Origin of the sequence: Streptococcus mitis (genome assembly GCF_003944325.1) — a bacterium.
Taxonomy (GTDB): Bacteria; Bacillota; Bacilli; order Lactobacillales; family Streptococcaceae; genus Streptococcus; species Streptococcus mitis_CW.
Genome location: NZ_RJPX01000019.1, coordinates 15,026 through 32,738, shown reverse-complemented (window position 1 = coordinate 32,738; position 17,713 = coordinate 15,026). Strand labels below are relative to the sequence as shown.

The window sequence follows — 17,713 nt, the reverse complement described above, 5'->3', positions numbered from 1 at the left end:
AGGGCCTTATGAAAAGAAAAAAGTGGCTATTAGTAGGGGCGGTCCTCGGCTTTGTTATCTTACTTGCGATCAGTCTCACCAAGGGACTTACTTGTAAGGAAGGGCCAAGATGCCATGGAATTCAGGATTTTCAGAAGGGAAGTCTTCCCTTTATTCAAACCAATGATATTGCCAGTGTTTTATTAGTCGAAAAAGAAAGAAATGGAGAATAGAGATGTCAGAAAAAAGAGAATGGGTTTTAAAAGCATTTAGAGGAGAAGCGGTTGATCGTGTGCCTGTCGGTTTTTGGCACCACTTTACATCAGAAGAAGAGTGGTTAAAGGGATTTTCAAATCCTGTGATTATTGAAAAGAATATACAAGGTCACAAACAATTTATCCGTGAACTAAATCCTGACTTTATTAAGTTGATGAGTGATGGCTATTTTGCTTATCCAAATCCAGTTATTGCCAAAGGGAAGTCACTCCAAGAGTTGGCAGAGATTGAACCTCTGGGAGAAGATCATCCGTGGATTAGAGAGCAAGTAGAGTTAGTGAAGAAGATTAAGCAGGAGTTTACGGAAGATATTGTTGCTATTTACAATATTTTTGCGCCTGTGACCTATCTTAAATGGCTGCTTGGGGAAGTATCTGGTGGAGATGATCTTATTGCAGATTTCTTAGTCCAAGATCCTCAGAAATTGAAAAATGTCCTCGATGTGATTGCACAAGATATCGCTAGCTTGAGTCAAGCTGTTATTAGAGATGCAGGAGCAGACGGTATCTATCTCAGTGTGCAAAGTATTCAGGATGCGCGTGTTTCTGTTGAAGACTATCAGGAGATTATTGCGCCGAGTGAACTGACTGTTTTAAATGCAGCTAAGTTGGTTGGTGGGGTAAATATTCTTCATATCTGTGGCTATGAAGGAGCTCGAAACGATATTCATATCTTTGCCGACTATCCAGCTCATGTTTTTAACTGGGCAGTTGGCCCAGAAGGGATTAGTTTAAAAGAAGGTCGTGAGATTTTCAAGGGGCGTACTGTTTTGGGAGGATTTGAAAATGGTAAAGATGGTATTCTCTATCGAGGCAGTAAAGAAGAAATTCAAGCTGAAACCAAACGCTTGATAGAAGAAACAGGTAAAGATGGTCTCATACTTGGAGCAGATTGTACCATTCCGAGCGATATTGCAGTGGAACGTATCCAGTGGGTGAGAGAAGCAGTAGCTAAATAAAGGAGAAGAATATGAGTAAGAAAACATGGATTATTGGTGGAGTTGCGGTTGCGGCAGTGCTTGGAGCAACAATTATTGGTAGAACTTTAGCAGGAGCATCTGCTAAAGGTACAGATGCAGCTTCGTCTGGACAAGTAACAACTCTAAAGGTTGCCCATACCCAAAACTATGTCCCATATGATTTTATTGACGAAAAAGGGGAATCAGATGGTTATGAAGTCGCAGTTTTAAAGGCGGTTGATGAGAAATTAGCAGATTATAAATTTGAGTATACTGGAACTAGTGATGATGATCTCTTGATTGGACTTGAGTCTGGCAAGTACGATATTGGGACAAAAGGTGCCTGGTATACAGATGAACGGGCTAAGAAATTTATTATTCCATCTGAGCCAGTAGGAGCCAGCATTATTGGTTTTACTGTTAGAAAAGAAGATGAAGCCAAATATAAGAATATTGATGATTTCGCCAAAAACAAGGGGAAATTAGTACCCATCTCTCCTCAAAATGCCCAGTGGAGTGTTATCAATAGCTATAATGAGAAACATAAGGATACACCAATTGAGTTGACAGCTGCTGAATCTTTCAAAGTGGCAGATGCTTATGCTTGGGTATTGGAAGGACGTTATGATGCTTTCTTTGACATCAAGCTGTCTTTTGAAAAAGCAGTGACAGCAGAGGATGGTTCTTACCACCAATATGCGGACAAACTTAGCTGGTTCCCTTATAAAGGAATCCCAACCTATCCATTGATTCACCGTGATGAAAAGGGTGAGAAGTTTGCTAAAGAGTATGAAAAGGCTATTAAAGAATTGAAAGAAGATGGTACTCTAGCTAAACTTTCTCAAAAATACTTTAAAGAAGATGTCTTTAGTTATGTTGATAAAGATTAGATGAGCAATCAGGCATGTTAGAAAGAGGTTTACATGGTTTCATATGATTTTTCAAGAGTGTTCCAATTTTTACCAACCTTATGGCAGGCTCTTCCTATGACCTTGTCCATTCTCTTTTTTACTACAATCCTTGGTTCCCTTTTCGGTGGCTTACTGGCTTGGACTCAAGTGGGAGAAGACAAGACTTTTGCAGGTCTTTCTAAGGGCTATATTTTCACTCTTCGCTGTACTCCTCCCATTGTCTTACTGTTTTTAGTCTTTTATGGTTTACCTGAATTTTTAAAATGGTGGCTGAATTTAGATATCAACAACTGGTCTAAAACGGTCTTCGTCTTATTTACCATGGTCTTGCTATTTGCGGCTATCATTGCAGAAGTGTTTAAGGCGGCCTATCAGGCAATTCCCAAAGGTCAGATGGAGGCTGGAGTCAGTATTGGTCTGACACCTAGTCAGACATTTTGGAGAATCATTTTTCCTCAGGCTTTTCAAGTGGCTCTTCCAAATATGACGACCGCCATTCTAAATTTGATGCGGGACGCTGCCCTAGCCTATACGATTGGTTTTGTAGATGTCATGGGGGCTGGGAATCTCTTAATCAGTCGTAATTTGGGGAATTATTCTCTTGAAACCTATACAGCGGTTGCCATTCTTTATTGGGGTGTAGCCTTGGCTGTTTCCTTCTTGAGTCGCTTGTTAGAAAAATCTTTGGAAACGAAAGGGAGATAGGATATGGATTTGGACTATATTGCAAAAACCTTTTTAGAGACCTTAAAAGGGGTGCCAACCACCTTGCTCATCATGATTGTAGCCATGGTCTTAAGTTTTGTACCAGCTTTGTTTTTAGCTCTGGGGCAAATATATAAAGTAAAAGGTGTTCGAACCTTCTCCCTCGTGTATCTAGCTTTTATAAGAGCAACGCCTCCGATTTTGCTGATTCTTTTCTTTTATAGCTTGTTTCCGAGTTTGCTCAATCAATTTCTCAAAAGTATAGGAAGTGATGTTGACATCTTTAAACTCAACCCCATCTATTATGCTTTTATTATCTATAGTTTGATGACGACAGGTAGTTTATCAGAAATCTTACGTTCGGCTATTTTGACTGTGGATAAGGGACAATTAGAAGCTGCACAAGCGATTGGTTTAACCACTAGCCAGGCTTATGTGAGGATTGTTTTTCCACAGGCCTTGCGGTCAGCCCTACCCAATCTGGCTAATCTAGTCATCAATATTGTAAAAGGAACCTCTTTAGTCTTTGTGATGACCATTAAGGATATTACAGCTATTGCCCGTGTTGAAGCATCTTATGGTTATCAGTATTTTGAATCTTATTTTGTGATCTTTTTACAGTACATTCTTATTTGCGGATTGATTCAATGGGGCTTTTCAATCTTAGAGAAACGCTATATTCAAAGAGAAAAGGGACAAGTAGCGCCCAGTACAGGTTTAGCATAGGAGGAGACAATGTTACAAGTAGAACATGTTGCAAAAAAATTTGGAGACAGACAAATCCTAGAAAATGTGAATCTCAAGGTCAACCAAGGGGATGTGGTTGTAATCTTGGGACCATCTGGATCAGGTAAAACGACCTTTCTCAGATGTCTCAATCATTTGGAAAAGGCTGATAGTGGTTCTTTGAAACTTGCTGACAAAGACTACGACCTTGGAAAATTAACCAAAAAAGATATTTTAGAAATTCGCCAGAAGACCGCCTTTGTTTTCCAACATTATAATTTATTTGCCAATAAAACAGCCTTGGAAAATATTTTAGAGGGATTGGTGATTGCTCGGAAAATTCCTAAGGAAGAAGCAACCAAACGTGCGGAAGCTGCCTTAAAAAAAGTTGGTTTACTAGCTTATAAGGATTACTATCCCTCTCAGCTTTCTGGAGGCCAACAACAGCGAATTGGCATTGCGCGTGCCATCGCTGTGAAACCAGAGGTCATTTTATTGGATGAGCCAACGTCAGCCTTGGATCCAGAGTTGGTAGGGGATGTTTTGGATGTTTTAAAACAGTTAGCTAAAGAGGGTGTTACTATGGTAGTAGTGACGCATGAGATGGGCTTTGCTAGAGATGTAGCCAATCATGTCATTTTTATGGATGGCGGGAAAATTGTTGAAGAAAATAATGCCCATGATTTCTTCAGTCGCCCAAAAGAAGAACGAACCAAGCAGTTTTTAGCACGAATACTTTCGGATGCGACCTATAGTGTAGAATATATGATTTGATAGATAGGCTTATCAGGTCAAAAATCAATCCCCCGAGCGTCAAGTCTTGGGGGATTGTTCTATAGGAGGGCTAGTTTAGTTCTCTTTTTTGTTTTTCAGTAAGAACCCGAGACCTAGAAGGGCAAGAATGCTGATTCCTGCAAACAGGAGTTTGTGATCGTTTTTGGTTCCTGTATTTGGAAGTTCAGCTTGTTTAGCTAGGGGTGCAGCTATATTTTCCTTGCTAGGGTTATCTACCGATTCGTTTTTAACAGATTCTTTTACAGATGATGCTTGTGTTTCTTGTGCTGGTTGTTCAGTATGTGAATCAGTTGTAGCTTGGCTAGGTTTATGATCTGCATCTGCTACTTTTGCATCTGGTTTTGTAGAATCAGGTTTAGTTTGTGGAGTTGGATTTTGATGTTCCGGTTTGACGACTCGGTTTGAAGTATTGTCTTGGCCGTTATTTTGGCCGTGCTCTTGTGTTAAGCTAGAAAGATCAAATTCTGGTTTTTCTTCCACAGCTGGGGCAACGATGGCACCGCCTTGAGAGATTCGAAGAACAGTGGCTGTAAGGGCATTTAATTTCAAACCTTTTTCAGTCCATTCAAGCCCTTTAGGGTTGGCAATTCCGACTGGCCCTGCTTGGTTTTCATCTGCTAAAACTTCAGCATTTCTGAGGTGGGCAAAGGCAGTTCCCAAATTAAATTCGCGAGCTTTTTCATCCGCATTGACAAAGACTGCGTAGATATCACCGTTTGGAGCAGTAATTTGGTAGCCAATCACTACATCCTCTTTTTCCACACCATTTTGGCCTGGAACAGTGATGAGGTGGACACGGTCTTTGATATCTTGGAGGCTCTTGAGTCGGAAGGCATCTGTAGATTGCCGAAGGGCAATCAACCCTTTCATATAGTCACGGCTCTTGACATTTTCAGGATAAGCTTTACCATCTGTAGCCTTAGTCCAGTCAAACTTGTTGACAGCATCACTAGAATCGTAAGAGTCATGGATGAAGTAAGGGTAGTCAAATGGATTGCCGTCCTTATCACGCAACAAGTGAGATTTGTTTGGAACTTTATCCTCTGCTACTGGAGTTCTGTAGGCTGGGTCACGGAATTGTTTGGTGCGTCCATATTCCTGACCAGAGTGGATAAACGGAGTTCCTTGAGCCGTCAAGACCATGAGATTTCCAAGTCTCAAACGACGATGAATTTCAGCATAGTTTTCAGCCTTGCTTGGGTCTTTTTTGATAGACTGAGCTATGATGTCAAAGAGGGTCAAGTTATCATGGGCTGCGATGTATTGAATCACATCTCCAGGACTGTCTGCTTCAAAGTTGGTTGGTTGAGCAATCAGATTTTTGAAGATAGTGTTGATATCACGTTTTCCACCTGTGATAAAGGCAGGTTGACCTTCGTTTGGATAACCAGACTTGAGGTTGTTACGGATGTCATCTGAAAAGACAGCGACAGTATCGGTATGTTTCATCCAATCTTGGTCAGCAGCTCTAGTAGGCATATTTTCATCACCAGCATAGGTTCTCCAACCTTCACCCAGCATGATGAGGTTTGGATTGAGGGCGCGTGCAGCCTTGTAAGCTTCTTCGATAGAAGCTGCATCATGGTCTCCCATCATATCGAAACGGAATCCATCCACTTTGTAGGCATCAACTAGATATTTGATAGAGTCAACTAGGATCCGTTTGGTCATATGGTGAGTTGTCCCCAAGCGTCCACCACCAAAGCTAGTTCGTGGTGTTCCATCAGCATCCATAAAGTGGTAGTAGTTTGGCTCTAGGTCTTCAAAGATATCGACCTTGGCTGTGTGGTTATAAACGACATCTAGGATAGCTCCCATGCCACGTTTGTGGATTTCGTTGATGAGGTTTTTAAATTCTGCGATTCGTTTTTCTGGATTCTTAGGATCGCTTGAATACATACCAGTCAATGAGAAGTAGTTTTGAGGGTCATATCCCCAGTTGTAGTTGCTGTTGCTTGAAGCATAGTCAGATAAGCGTTCATGGTTTTTCAATTCATTGACAAAGTAGTAAGACAAGACTGGAAGGAGCTGGATGTGGGTCACACCTAAGTCTTTGAGGTAGTCTAGTTTTTCGATAAAGGCTTCAAATGTACCAAATGGTTTGGTCAAGTCTTTTGCAATGGCAGGATCTGAAGTGAAGTCACGCACATGAGCTTCATAGATAACGGCATCTTCACGAGTCTTGAAGTTGTGAATCTTACCATAAGTTAAGTCTTGAGGTCCTAGTTTGGCTGGATTTACAAAGGCGGCTTTAGCCACTTTATGGGAAGCGTCTGTTTTTGCAAGATCGCTGTTCCAAGCAGCGAGAGATTTAGCGTAAGGATCGAGTGCAAGAACAGTTTTACCTTGACGCTCGATTTGGTATTGATAATAGTATCCAGTGAAATCTGTGATTCCTAGTTTGTTTGTACCATCTAGAGTTTGTTTCCAAGTTCCTCTTTCACCTTTTTCAAGAGCGACAGTTCCAACCACTTTTTCAGGGTCATTCTTGTCGTAGACAACGACAGAAACCTTATCAGCACTTGGTGACCAAAGGGTTAAATCAACTTGTTTTCCTTCTTCTTTGAGGTCAGCTCCAAGTTTGCCATCATAACTGTATGTCTCATCTTTAAGTCGCCAGCTTGTTTTGGTAGTGAATTGGTCGGAATTGTAGCTAACAGTATAGGGATGTTTTGTGTCCGAGAAATCTCCGCTGTAAGTCACTTTCTTGCCAGCTTCATCGATTGCAACATCAGTGATAGTTACCTTGTTTCCTAGGTGATTAGTGATGTTGGAGTGCTTGAGGATATCCTCTTTTTTGGCACCGACAAGTGTTGAAAAACTACTCTCAATGCTAGAAGTGCCTACGTGCTGAGCTCCTGTCATACGGATATCATGGACATAGTATGGATTTGTGTAAATCGATTCATCATCGTCTTTTAGGAAAATTTGGCTATGGTTTTTCAAATCTGTGAACTTATAATCTTCTTTACGGATTTTCACGTCGTCTCCTTGTTTGCTCTCATCTAGTAATAAAAAGCCGAATTCTTTTGCGGCATCCTTAAGAGGAATGTCAATATAGCGACCGTATTTTCCTGTAGCTGTAAAGTCTGTTCCGTCAGGCCATTGAGCGCTACTTGGATTTTTCACATCTCCCCAGTACCAGAGAGATTTCTTGTCATAGTTGCCATCTGTACGGTAGTAGTTGACGCGAACAGTTCCTGCAGGTTGTGGCTCGTAAGAGAAAACCTTGTAATCTTGGTCTAACCAAGCCTCGTTCATTTTTGGAACTAGTTTTTCGGCCGATTTATCACCAGTCAGATTTTTTCCAGCTGTATTATTGATGAGGAAGCTAATTTTCTTGGCTTGTTCTCCCTTTAATTTGACATCTAGGTAGTAGCCATAGTCATCTTTTTTGGCATCCTTAAAGGACAAGGCTCCGTTAGGCCAGTTTTCAGAAGGTTTTTCAACATCGTCCCAAGTCCATAGTCCTTGACTATCCTTGTTTTCTTCAGGGAGTTTTTTGACGTGGATACGGAAGTAGTTGTCTTCGATTGGCTCTTCTATCTTAGTTTCAGTCGTTACTGGACCCGTAGAAGTAGTTGGTTCACTTGAACGATCTTGTCCGGTTTGTGGTGCTGAATCGGCTGGGCTTGCAGCAGGAGTGGTTGCCTCTGTTGCAGGTTTTTCTTCTGTTTTCTCTAGGGAAGCGTTTGCATTGTTAGGTGAAGAAAAATCGCTTTCGTTCTTTCCAGCGATGTGTGCTGTATCAGTAAGAGGTTGAGTAATAGTGTTAGTCGCTTCAGCACTAGCTGTTGTGGTTTCGTTGGCTGAGATAGTTGGTGTAGCCATGGCAAGTAGGACAAAGCTTGCGCCGATAAGGACAGAACCAGTTCCATTCTTGAGGGAACGGATGCTGTAGACCATTTTTTTCTCAGTTTGAGAAGTTGTTCTTTTCATAATTATTCTCCTATAAATGAATTTCTTTATCAGTATAGCACTTAGTAAAATAATATGCAAGCGTTTTCCTAAAATTAAACTAAAAGAAAAAATCGTAACAAATTTTGTTACGATTCAGCCAGTCTTTCTTTATGAATTTGAGAAGCCAGCAGGTGGAGGTGGTGAAATAGTTCTGCAGTAGAAAGATTCCGACTACAAATAATGGGTTTCGGACAATTGGAAACAGGAAAGGTAGTGATCACAATATCGTGAGGGATTTGATTGAGACTTGAGAAAGAAATAGCAGATTCTTCCCAAGAATCAAATAGATAGAGATTATTGCCGTAGTGAGTTAGGGTGTCGATAAGGTTTTGTGCATGATGGCTATCCAGATGACCAATGACTAAAACACGTATTTTGGGAAGTTTTTGAAGTAATTGGACTAAAATACGTCGCCCTTGAATCGAAAAGGTGTAGACAAGTTCTTGTAGCTTAATGGAGTGACTTTCGAGTCCCATTTCAGTAAGGTAAGATTGGAATTTGTGTTGACTTACTTCAAATAGTTTTGGAAATTCTGCTTGATAATTGCTTAAAATCAGGAATCTCTGTTTGTCAAGAGACTGGTCACTGAGTAGATGGAAGAAATCAGATTGGGCAGTATAGTGGAGGAGCCAAATCAATTCCTCGCGATTTTCAATCTGCAGATGAAATTCTTTAGCTAACTCTTCTAAGATTTGACTCAATAAACGATAAGATTTTTGAATCTGATGAATGTCTCCTAAAGCTCCATTACTAGGCTTGTTTGTAATTTGATGAGATTTGATTGGGTTTGAAAATAGCTGTTCCAGTGTCTCCTTTGTAGCTTCAAAATCGAGTTTTTTAGCCAGTTTTTTGATATCTTGTTCAAACTGGGGAATTTGTATGAGGGAACTGTAATGACTGGTTAAGAGCGGACTAGGATTTTCAATGAAACGTCCCTTATTGAATCGCTCTAGATTGATAGCCAAGGTATATTTGATTTGCCGTAAGCTACTGAGGTTGGGTGAAACTTGTTGGGCCTTTAAAAATAGCTGAATCAGCTGAGTGAGTGCCTCTTCAGAAATAGAAGGGAAGGGCCAACCAAGAAAACTGTAACTTTGGCTAAAGTAGTCCAGATAAAAGGCGCGAATGTCTTCTTCTGCTCCCTCCATGCCTAAATGGAAAATTTGGACCTTGATGTCATAATATTGTGGGAGTTTAGTATTTAGATACTGGATGATTTCCTCAATCTGCTCTGGCTTAGTGGAAAGTGCCTGACATATTTGCTCAAGTGATTGTCCCTCTTTGAAAAATAGACAGTTCAAAAAAGAGTAGGTTGCAGATTGTTCAAAGATGGCGATTTTGGGATCCAAGGTGTTTTGAAAGTCAAACTGCAACTGAATGCCTTCTTTTGTTGATTGAATCAGGAGATTTGGGAATAATTGCTCGAGCCTAGAAAGATGTTCTTGCAATTCTTCGATTGAAAAATTCAGATTCTCAGCCAAGCCTGGAAGTTCTATCCAATCATGGTGCTTGATTAATTCTTCCAGTAACACTAGCAAATTCTGTTCTGTTTCAGAAAGCAAAATATCCATAATAAACCTCCCTATATATTTATACATATATATTAAAAGAAAAACCTAGTAAAGTCAAGAAAAATAGCCTAGGATAAAATAGGAAAATCTGAATTTACTATATTTTTCTTAAACTATCAAACTGAAAATGAAGTTTGAAAAGTGATAGTAGAATGCAATTTTTCATAGGAAAAGATTTTGTCAAAAAATTGTCAATCCCCTTGAAAAATCTAGCTAAATAGGGTATAATATAAATAATCATTTGTCGTAGGTTTTGTCTGAAATATTGTCCAGACAAGGCTCACAGCAGTTAAATCTTCTGAAAAAGTCAGATTTAACTGCTCTTTTTGTGCTTTTTTTCAGGATTTTGTATGTTTGTAACAGAGACTTAAAGATTCTGAAAATTCATCAAGAGGACACGGTGATAGGGGTTTTACAACCATATGACGATTAGAAAAGCCTGATTGATAAGGCTTGGAACTTATTTACAAAGGAGAATCATCTTGGCAGGACATGACGTTCAATACGGGAAACATCGTACCCGTCGTAGTTTTTCAAGAATCAAAGAAGTTCTTGACTTACCAAATTTGATTGAAATTCAAACTGATTCATTCAAAGCTTTCCTAGACCACGGTCTGAAGGAAGTATTTGAAGATGTATTGCCAATTTCAAACTTCACAGACACAATGGAGTTGGAATTTGTTGGATATGAAATCAAGGAACCAAAATACACGCTAGAAGAAGCTCGTATACACGATGCTAGCTACTCAGCACCAATTTTTGTAACCTTCCGCTTGATCAATAAAGAAACAGGCGAAATCAAAACTCAAGAAGTTTTCTTTGGTGATTTCCCAATTATGACAGAAATGGGTACTTTCATCATCAATGGTGGTGAACGTATTATCGTATCTCAGTTGGTCCGCTCACCAGGCGTTTACTTTAACGATAAAGTTGATAAAAATGGTAAAGTGGGCTACGGTTCAACTGTTATCCCTAACCGTGGAGCTTGGTTGGAACTTGAAAGCGACTCAAAAGATATCGCCTACACTCGTATCGACCGTACTCGTAAGATTCCATTTACGACCTTGGTTCGTGCCCTTGGTTTCTCAGGAGATGATGAAATCTTTGATATCTTTGGTGACAGCGAATTGGTTCGCAATACTGTTGAAAAAGATATCCACAAGAATCCAATGGACTCTCGTACAGACGAAGCTTTGAAAGAAATTTACGAACGCCTTCGTCCAGGTGAACCTAAGACTGCTGAAAGCTCACGTAGCTTGCTTGTAGCTCGTTTCTTTGATCCACGTCGCTATGACTTGGCAGCAGTTGGTCGTTACAAGATCAATAAAAAACTCAATGTTAAAACACGCTTGCTCAACCAAACCATTGCGGAACCATTGGTAGACCCTGAAACAGGTGAAATCTTGGTAGAAGCTGGGACAATCATGACTCGTAGTGTGATTGAAAGCATCGAAAGCCATTTGGATGGTGATTTGAACAAGATTGTTTACATTCCAAATGATGCAGCTGTTGTGACTGAGCCAGTTGTTCTTCAAAAATTCAAGGTTGTTGCACCAACGGATCCAGATCGTGTTGTAACGATCATTGGTAATGCTAACCCAGATGACAAGGTTCGTATCGTCACTCCTGCAGATATTCTTGCTGAGATGAGCTACTTCCTCAACTTGGCTGAGGGACTTGGCCGAGTAGATGATATCGACCACCTTGGAAACCGTCGTATCCGTGCGGTTGGTGAATTGCTTGCTAACCAAGTACGTCTTGGACTTTCTCGTATGGAGCGTAATGTCCGTGAACGTATGTCTGTTCAAGACAACGAAGTCTTGACACCACAACAAATTATCAATATCCGTCCTGTAACAGCAGCAGTTAAAGAATTCTTTGGTTCATCACAGTTGTCACAGTTCATGGACCAACACAATCCGCTTTCTGAGTTGTCTCACAAACGCCGTTTGTCAGCCTTAGGACCTGGTGGTTTGACACGTGACCGTGCTGGATATGAAGTGCGTGACGTGCACTACACTCACTACGGTCGTATGTGTCCAATCGAGACACCTGAAGGACCTAACATTGGTTTGATTAATAACTTGTCATCTTACGGACACTTGAACAAATATGGTTTTGTTCAAACACCATACCGTAAGGTTGACCGTGAAACAGGTGTTGTTACCAACGAAATCGTTTGGTTGACAGCCGATGAAGAAGATGAATTTACTGTAGCACAGGCTAACTCTCGTCTGAATGAAGATGGAACATTTGCTGAGAAAGTTGTCATGGGACGTCACCAAGGGGTCAACCAAGAGTATCCAGCTAATGTTGTTGACTATATGGACGTATCACCAAAACAGGTAGTTGCCGTTGCGACAGCATGTATTCCTTTCTTGGAAAACGATGACTCTAACCGTGCCCTCATGGGAGCCAACATGCAACGTCAGGCTGTGCCATTGATTAATCCTAAAGCACCTTACGTTGGTACTGGTATGGAATACCAAGCAGCCCACGACTCTGGAGCGGCTGTGATTGCTCAGTATGACGGTAAAGTTACCTATGCAGATGCTGACAAGGTAGAAGTTCGTCGTGAAGATGGTTCATTGGACGTTTACCACATCCAAAAATTCCGTCGTTCAAACTCAGGTACTGCTTACAACCAACGCACTCTCGTAAAAGTTGGCGATGTCGTTGAAAAAGGCGATTTCATCGCTGACGGGCCTTCTATGGAAAATGGAGAAATGGCGCTTGGACAAAACCCAATCGTTGCCTACATGACTTGGGAAGGTTACAACTTCGAGGATGCTGTTATCATGAGCGAACGCTTGGTGAAAGACGATGTCTACACATCTGTTCACCTTGAAGAATACGAATCAGAAACACGCGATACAAAGCTTGGACCTGAAGAAATTACTCGTGAAATTCCAAACGTTGGTGAAGATGCCCTTAAAGACCTTGACGAAATGGGGATTATCCGTATCGGTGCTGAGGTTAAAGAAGGTGACATCCTTGTAGGTAAGGTAACACCTAAGGGTGAGAAAGACCTTTCAGCTGAAGAACGTCTCTTGCATGCTATCTTCGGAGACAAGTCTCGTGAAGTACGTGACACTTCTCTTCGTGTACCACACGGTGCCGATGGTGTCGTTCGTGATGTTAAGATCTTTACCCGTGCAAATGGAGATGAGCTGCAATCAGGCGTTAACATGCTGGTTCGCGTCTATATCGCTCAGAAACGTAAGATCAAGGTCGGAGATAAGATGGCCGGACGTCACGGAAACAAAGGGGTTGTCTCTCGTATCGTTCCTGTAGAAGACATGCCTTACCTCCCAGATGGAACTCCAGTCGATATCATGTTGAACCCACTTGGGGTGCCATCACGTATGAATATCGGTCAGGTTATGGAGCTTCACCTTGGTATGGCTGCTCGTACTCTTGGTATTCACATCGCAACACCAGTCTTTGACGGAGCAAGTTCTGAAGACCTTTGGTCAACTGTTAAAGAAGCTGGTATGGATAGCGATGCTAAAACAATCCTTTACGATGGACGTACTGGGGAACCGTTTGATAACCGTGTTTCTGTCGGAGTCATGTACATGATCAAACTCCACCACATGGTTGACGATAAATTGCACGCGCGTTCAGTCGGACCTTACTCAACTGTTACCCAACAACCACTCGGAGGTAAAGCTCAGTTTGGTGGACAACGTTTCGGTGAGATGGAGGTTTGGGCTCTTGAAGCTTACGGTGCGTCAAATGTCCTTCAAGAAATCTTGACTTACAAGTCTGACGATATTAACGGACGTTTGAAAGCTTATGAAGCTATTACAAAAGGAAAACCAATTCCAAAACCAGGTGTTCCAGAATCCTTCCGAGTTCTTGTCAAAGAATTGCAATCTCTTGGTCTTGACATGCGTGTCCTAGACGAAGATGACCAAGAAGTGGAACTTCGCGACTTGGATGAAGGAATGGACGAAGATGTCATCCACGTAGATGACCTTGAAAAAGCCCGCGAAAAAGCAGCCCAAGAGGCTAAAGCAGCTTTTGAAGCTGAAGAAGCTGAGAAAGCAACAAAAGCGGAAGCAACAGAAGAAGCTGCTGAACAAGAATAAGCAGTTCACTTAGAATAGAAAGGGAAGAAATAGTGGTTGATGTAAATCGTTTTAAAAGTATGCAAATCACCCTAGCTTCTCCAAGTAAAGTCCGTTCATGGTCTTATGGAGAAGTCAAAAAACCTGAAACAATCAATTACCGTACCTTGAAACCAGAACGTGAAGGACTCTTTGATGAAGTTATCTTTGGTCCTACAAAAGACTGGGAATGTGCTTGTGGTAAGTACAAACGTATTCGTTACAGAGGGATTGTTTGTGACCGTTGTGGGGTTGAAGTAACGCGTACAAAAGTTCGTCGTGAGCGTATGGGGCACATCGAGTTGAAAGCTCCTGTATCTCACATCTGGTACTTCAAGGGAATTCCAAGCCGTATGGGCTTGACCCTTGATATGAGCCCTCGTGCCCTCGAGGAAGTTATCTACTTTGCGGCTTATGTGGTGATTGATCCTAAGGACACACCATTTGAGCACAAGTCTATCATGACAGAGCGCGAATACCGTGAGCGCTTGCGTGAGTATGGATATGGATCATTCGTTGCCAAGATGGGTGCTGAAGCCATCCAAGACCTTTTGAAACAAGTAGATCTTGAAAAAGAAATTGCTGAACTCAAAGAAGAGTTAAAAACAGCTACTGGACAAAAACGTGTCAAAGCTATCCGTCGTTTGGATGTTTTGGATGCCTTTTACAAATCTGGAAACAAACCTGAATGGATGATTCTAAACATCCTTCCGGTTATTCCGCCAGATCTCCGTCCAATGTTGCAGTTGGATGGTGGCCGTTTTGCCTCATCTGACTTGAACGACCTTTACCGCCGTGTTATCAACCGTAATAACCGTTTGGCTCGTTTGCTTGAGTTGAATGCACCAGGTATTATCGTTCAAAATGAGAAGCGTATGCTTCAAGAAGCAGTTGACGCTTTGATTGACAATGGTCGTCGTGGTCGTCCAATCACAGGACCAGGTAGCCGTCCATTGAAATCATTGAGCCACATGCTTAAAGGTAAACAAGGACGCTTCCGTCAAAACTTGCTGGGTAAACGTGTTGACTTCTCAGGACGTTCCGTTATCGCCGTTGGTCCAACACTTAAGATGTACCAATGTGGTGTGCCACGTGAAATGGCGATCGAGCTCTTTAAACCATTCGTCATGCGTGAAATTGTCGCTCGTGACATCGTGCAAAACGTGAAAGCAGCTAAACGCTTGGTCGAACGTGGAGATGAGCGTATCTGGGATATCCTTGAAGAAGTGATTAAAGAACACCCAGTGCTTTTGAACCGCGCACCGACCCTTCACCGTTTGGGTATCCAAGCCTTCGAGCCAGTCTTGATTGATGGTAAGGCCCTTCGCTTGCACCCACTTGTCTGTGAAGCCTACAATGCCGACTTTGACGGGGACCAAATGGCCATCCACGTACCGCTTTCAGAAGAAGCTCAAGCAGAAGCTCGTATCCTCATGCTAGCTGCTGAGCACATCTTGAACCCGAAAGATGGTAAACCAGTTGTTACTCCATCTCAGGATATGGTTTTGGGTAACTACTACTTGACCATGGAAGAAGCTGGTCGTGAAGGTGAAGGAATGGTCTTCAAGGACCGTGACGAAGCTGTCATGGCTTACCGTAATGGTTACGTTCACCTTCATTCACGTGTAGGGATTGCAACTGACAGTCTCAACAAACCGTGGACAGAAGAGCAAAAACACAAGGTCTTGCTTACAACAGTTGGTAAAATCCTTTTCAACGATATCATGCCAGAGGGTCTACCATACTTGCAAGAACCAAACAATGCCAACTTGACAGAAGGCGTTCCAGCTAAATACTTCTTGCCACTTGGTGGAGATATCAAGGAAGCAATCAGCAAACTTGAACTCAACCCTCCATTCAAGAAGAAAAACCTTGGAAATATCATCGCTGAAATCTTCAAACGTTTCCGTACGACAGAAACTTCTGCCTTACTTGACCGCATGAAGAACCTCGGTTACCACCACTCAACTCTCGCAGGATTGACAGTGGGTATTGCCGATATCCCAGTCGTTGATGACAAGGCTGAAATCATTGAAGAATCACACAAACGTGTAGAACAAATCACCAAACAATTCCGTCGTGGTATGATTACAGACGACGAGCGTTACAATGCCGTTACAGCTGAATGGCGTGCTGCCCGTGAAAAACTAGAGAAACGCTTGATTGCCAACCAAGATCCTAAGAACCCAATCGTTATGATGATGGACTCTGGAGCCCGTGGTAATATCTCAAACTTCTCACAGCTTGCAGGTATGCGTGGTCTGATGGCTGCTCCGAACGGACGTATCATGGAATTGCCAATCCTTTCAAACTTCCGCGAAGGTTTGTCAGTACTCGAAATGTTCTTCTCAACTCACGGTGCGCGTAAAGGTATGACCGATACGGCCCTTAAGACAGCCGACTCAGGTTACTTGACTCGTCGTTTGGTTGACGTTGCCCAAGACGTTATCATCCGTGAGGACGACTGTGGAACAGACCGTGGTCTCTTGATTCGTTCTATCGCAGAAGGAAAAGAGATGATCGAGTCTCTTGAAGAACGTCTCAACGGTCGTTACACTAAGAAAACTGTTAAACATCCAGAAACTGGTGCAGTTATCATTGGTCCAAATGAGTTGATCACAGAAGACAAGGCGCGTGAAATTGTCAATGCTGGTGTGGAAGAAGTGACTATCCGCTCTGTATTTACATGTAACACTCGTCACGGTGTCTGCCGTCACTGTTACGGTATCAACTTGGCAACTGGTGATGCGGTTGAAGTTGGTGAAGCAGTTGGTACAATCGCTGCCCAATCTATCGGGGAACCTGGTACACAGCTTACAATGCGTACCTTCCACACGGGTGGGGTTGCCTCAAATACCGATATCACTCAGGGTCTTCCTCGTGTCCAAGAAATCTTTGAAGCCCGCAATCCTAAAGGGGAAGCGGTTATCACAGAGGTTAAAGGACAAGTTACAGCTATCGAAGAAGATGCATCAACTCGTACTAAGAAAGTTTTTGTTAAGGGTGAAACTGGTGAAGGCGAGTACGTCGTTCCATTTACAGCTCGTATGCGTGTTGAAGTTGGGGACCAAGTAGCGCGTGGTGCTGCTCTGACAGAAGGTTCTATCCAACCAAAACGTCTCCTTGCAGTTCGTGATGTCTTGTCAGTTGAAACTTACCTTCTCGGTGAAGTACAAAAAGTTTACCGTAGCCAAGGGGTAGAAATCGGTGACAAACACATCGAGGTAATGGTTCGTCAAATGATTCGTAAAGTCCGTGTCATGGATCCAGGTGACACAGACCTTCTCATGGGTACCCTCATGGATATCAATGACTTTACAGATGCTAACAAAGATGTCCTTATCGCAGGTGGAGTTCCAGCTACAGGTCGCCCAGTTCTTATGGGAATTACCAAAGCCTCACTTGAAACAAACAGTTTCTTGTCAGCAGCTTCCTTCCAGGAAACAACTCGTGTCCTTACTGACGCGGCTATCCGTGGTAAGAAAGACCATCTCCTTGGACTTAAAGAAAATGTTATCATTGGTAAAATCATCCCAGCAGGTACTGGTATGGCTCGTTACCGTAACCTTGAACCACATGCTATCAACGAAGAAGAATACCTTAACCCTCCAGTAGAGGAAGAAGGAAATGAAGAAACAACAGAAGTAGTTGTGGATACTGCCGTTGAAACTGTGGAAGAAACAGTAGAATAGAAGAGAATGAGAGAGCCTTCGGGTTCTC

Annotated in this window: 10 protein-coding genes; 8 read left to right on the top strand and 2 right to left on the bottom strand. The window is 42.2% G+C overall.

All coding sequences use genetic code 11. The annotated features are described in order from the left end of the window. Positions 1 to 8 precede the first annotated feature (8 nt). Genes D8787_RS06640 through D8787_RS06615 form a run of 6 tightly spaced genes read left to right on the top strand, consistent with a single transcriptional unit; the run spans position 9 to position 4,329 of the window. Complete coding sequence (locus tag D8787_RS06640; RefSeq protein ID WP_125422016.1) at positions 9 to 212, top strand: hypothetical protein; 204 nt, start codon at positions 9 to 11, stop codon at positions 210 to 212. A gap of 2 nt (positions 213 to 214) precedes the next feature. Continuing rightward, the gene (locus D8787_RS06635; RefSeq protein WP_125422013.1) at positions 215 to 1,213 is read left to right on the top strand and encodes a uroporphyrinogen decarboxylase family protein; all 999 of its coding nucleotides are present in this window, start codon (positions 215 to 217) and stop codon (positions 1,211 to 1,213) included. 11 nt (positions 1,214 to 1,224) lie between these two features. Next, entirely contained in the window at positions 1,225 to 2,103 is an 879-nt protein-coding gene (locus D8787_RS06630) for a transporter substrate-binding domain-containing protein (protein ID WP_125422010.1), read from the top strand. Positions 2,104 to 2,136: 33 nt separating this feature from the next. Continuing rightward, entirely contained in the window at positions 2,137 to 2,829 is a 693-nt protein-coding gene (locus D8787_RS06625; RefSeq protein WP_125422007.1) for an amino acid ABC transporter permease, read from the top strand. A gap of 3 nt (positions 2,830 to 2,832) precedes the next feature. Beyond that, on the top strand, positions 2,833 to 3,555 hold the full coding sequence (locus D8787_RS06620; protein WP_125422004.1) for an amino acid ABC transporter permease: 723 nt from the start codon (positions 2,833 to 2,835) through the stop codon (positions 3,553 to 3,555). A 9-nt stretch (positions 3,556 to 3,564) separates the two neighbouring features. Continuing rightward, a complete protein-coding gene (locus tag D8787_RS06615) occupies positions 3,565 to 4,329 on the top strand; it encodes an amino acid ABC transporter ATP-binding protein (protein WP_125422001.1) in 765 nt (254 codons plus the stop codon). A gap of 75 nt (positions 4,330 to 4,404) precedes the next feature. Here D8787_RS06615 and D8787_RS06610 read toward each other — a convergent pair whose 3' ends face one another. After that, complete coding sequence (locus D8787_RS06610; protein WP_125421998.1) at positions 4,405 to 8,289, bottom strand: pullulanase; 3,885 nt, start codon at positions 8,287 to 8,289, stop codon at positions 4,405 to 4,407. 107 nt (positions 8,290 to 8,396) lie between these two features. Continuing rightward, complete coding sequence (locus D8787_RS06605; protein WP_125421996.1) at positions 8,397 to 9,881, bottom strand: M protein trans-acting positive regulator PRD domain-containing protein; 1,485 nt, start codon at positions 9,879 to 9,881, stop codon at positions 8,397 to 8,399. 482 nt (positions 9,882 to 10,363) lie between these two features. Here D8787_RS06605 and rpoB point away from each other — a divergent pair, with 482 nt between their 5' ends. Then, entirely contained in the window at positions 10,364 to 13,975 is a 3,612-nt protein-coding gene (gene rpoB, locus D8787_RS06600; protein ID WP_125410865.1) for a DNA-directed RNA polymerase subunit beta, read from the top strand. 32 nt (positions 13,976 to 14,007) lie between these two features. Then, positions 14,008 to 17,685 carry a DNA-directed RNA polymerase subunit beta' gene (rpoC, locus tag D8787_RS06595; RefSeq protein ID WP_185776768.1) on the top strand — a complete coding sequence of 1,226 codons (3,678 nt, stop codon included), beginning with the start codon at positions 14,008 to 14,010 and terminating at the stop codon, positions 17,683 to 17,685. The last annotated feature ends 28 nt before the right edge of the window (positions 17,686 to 17,713 follow it).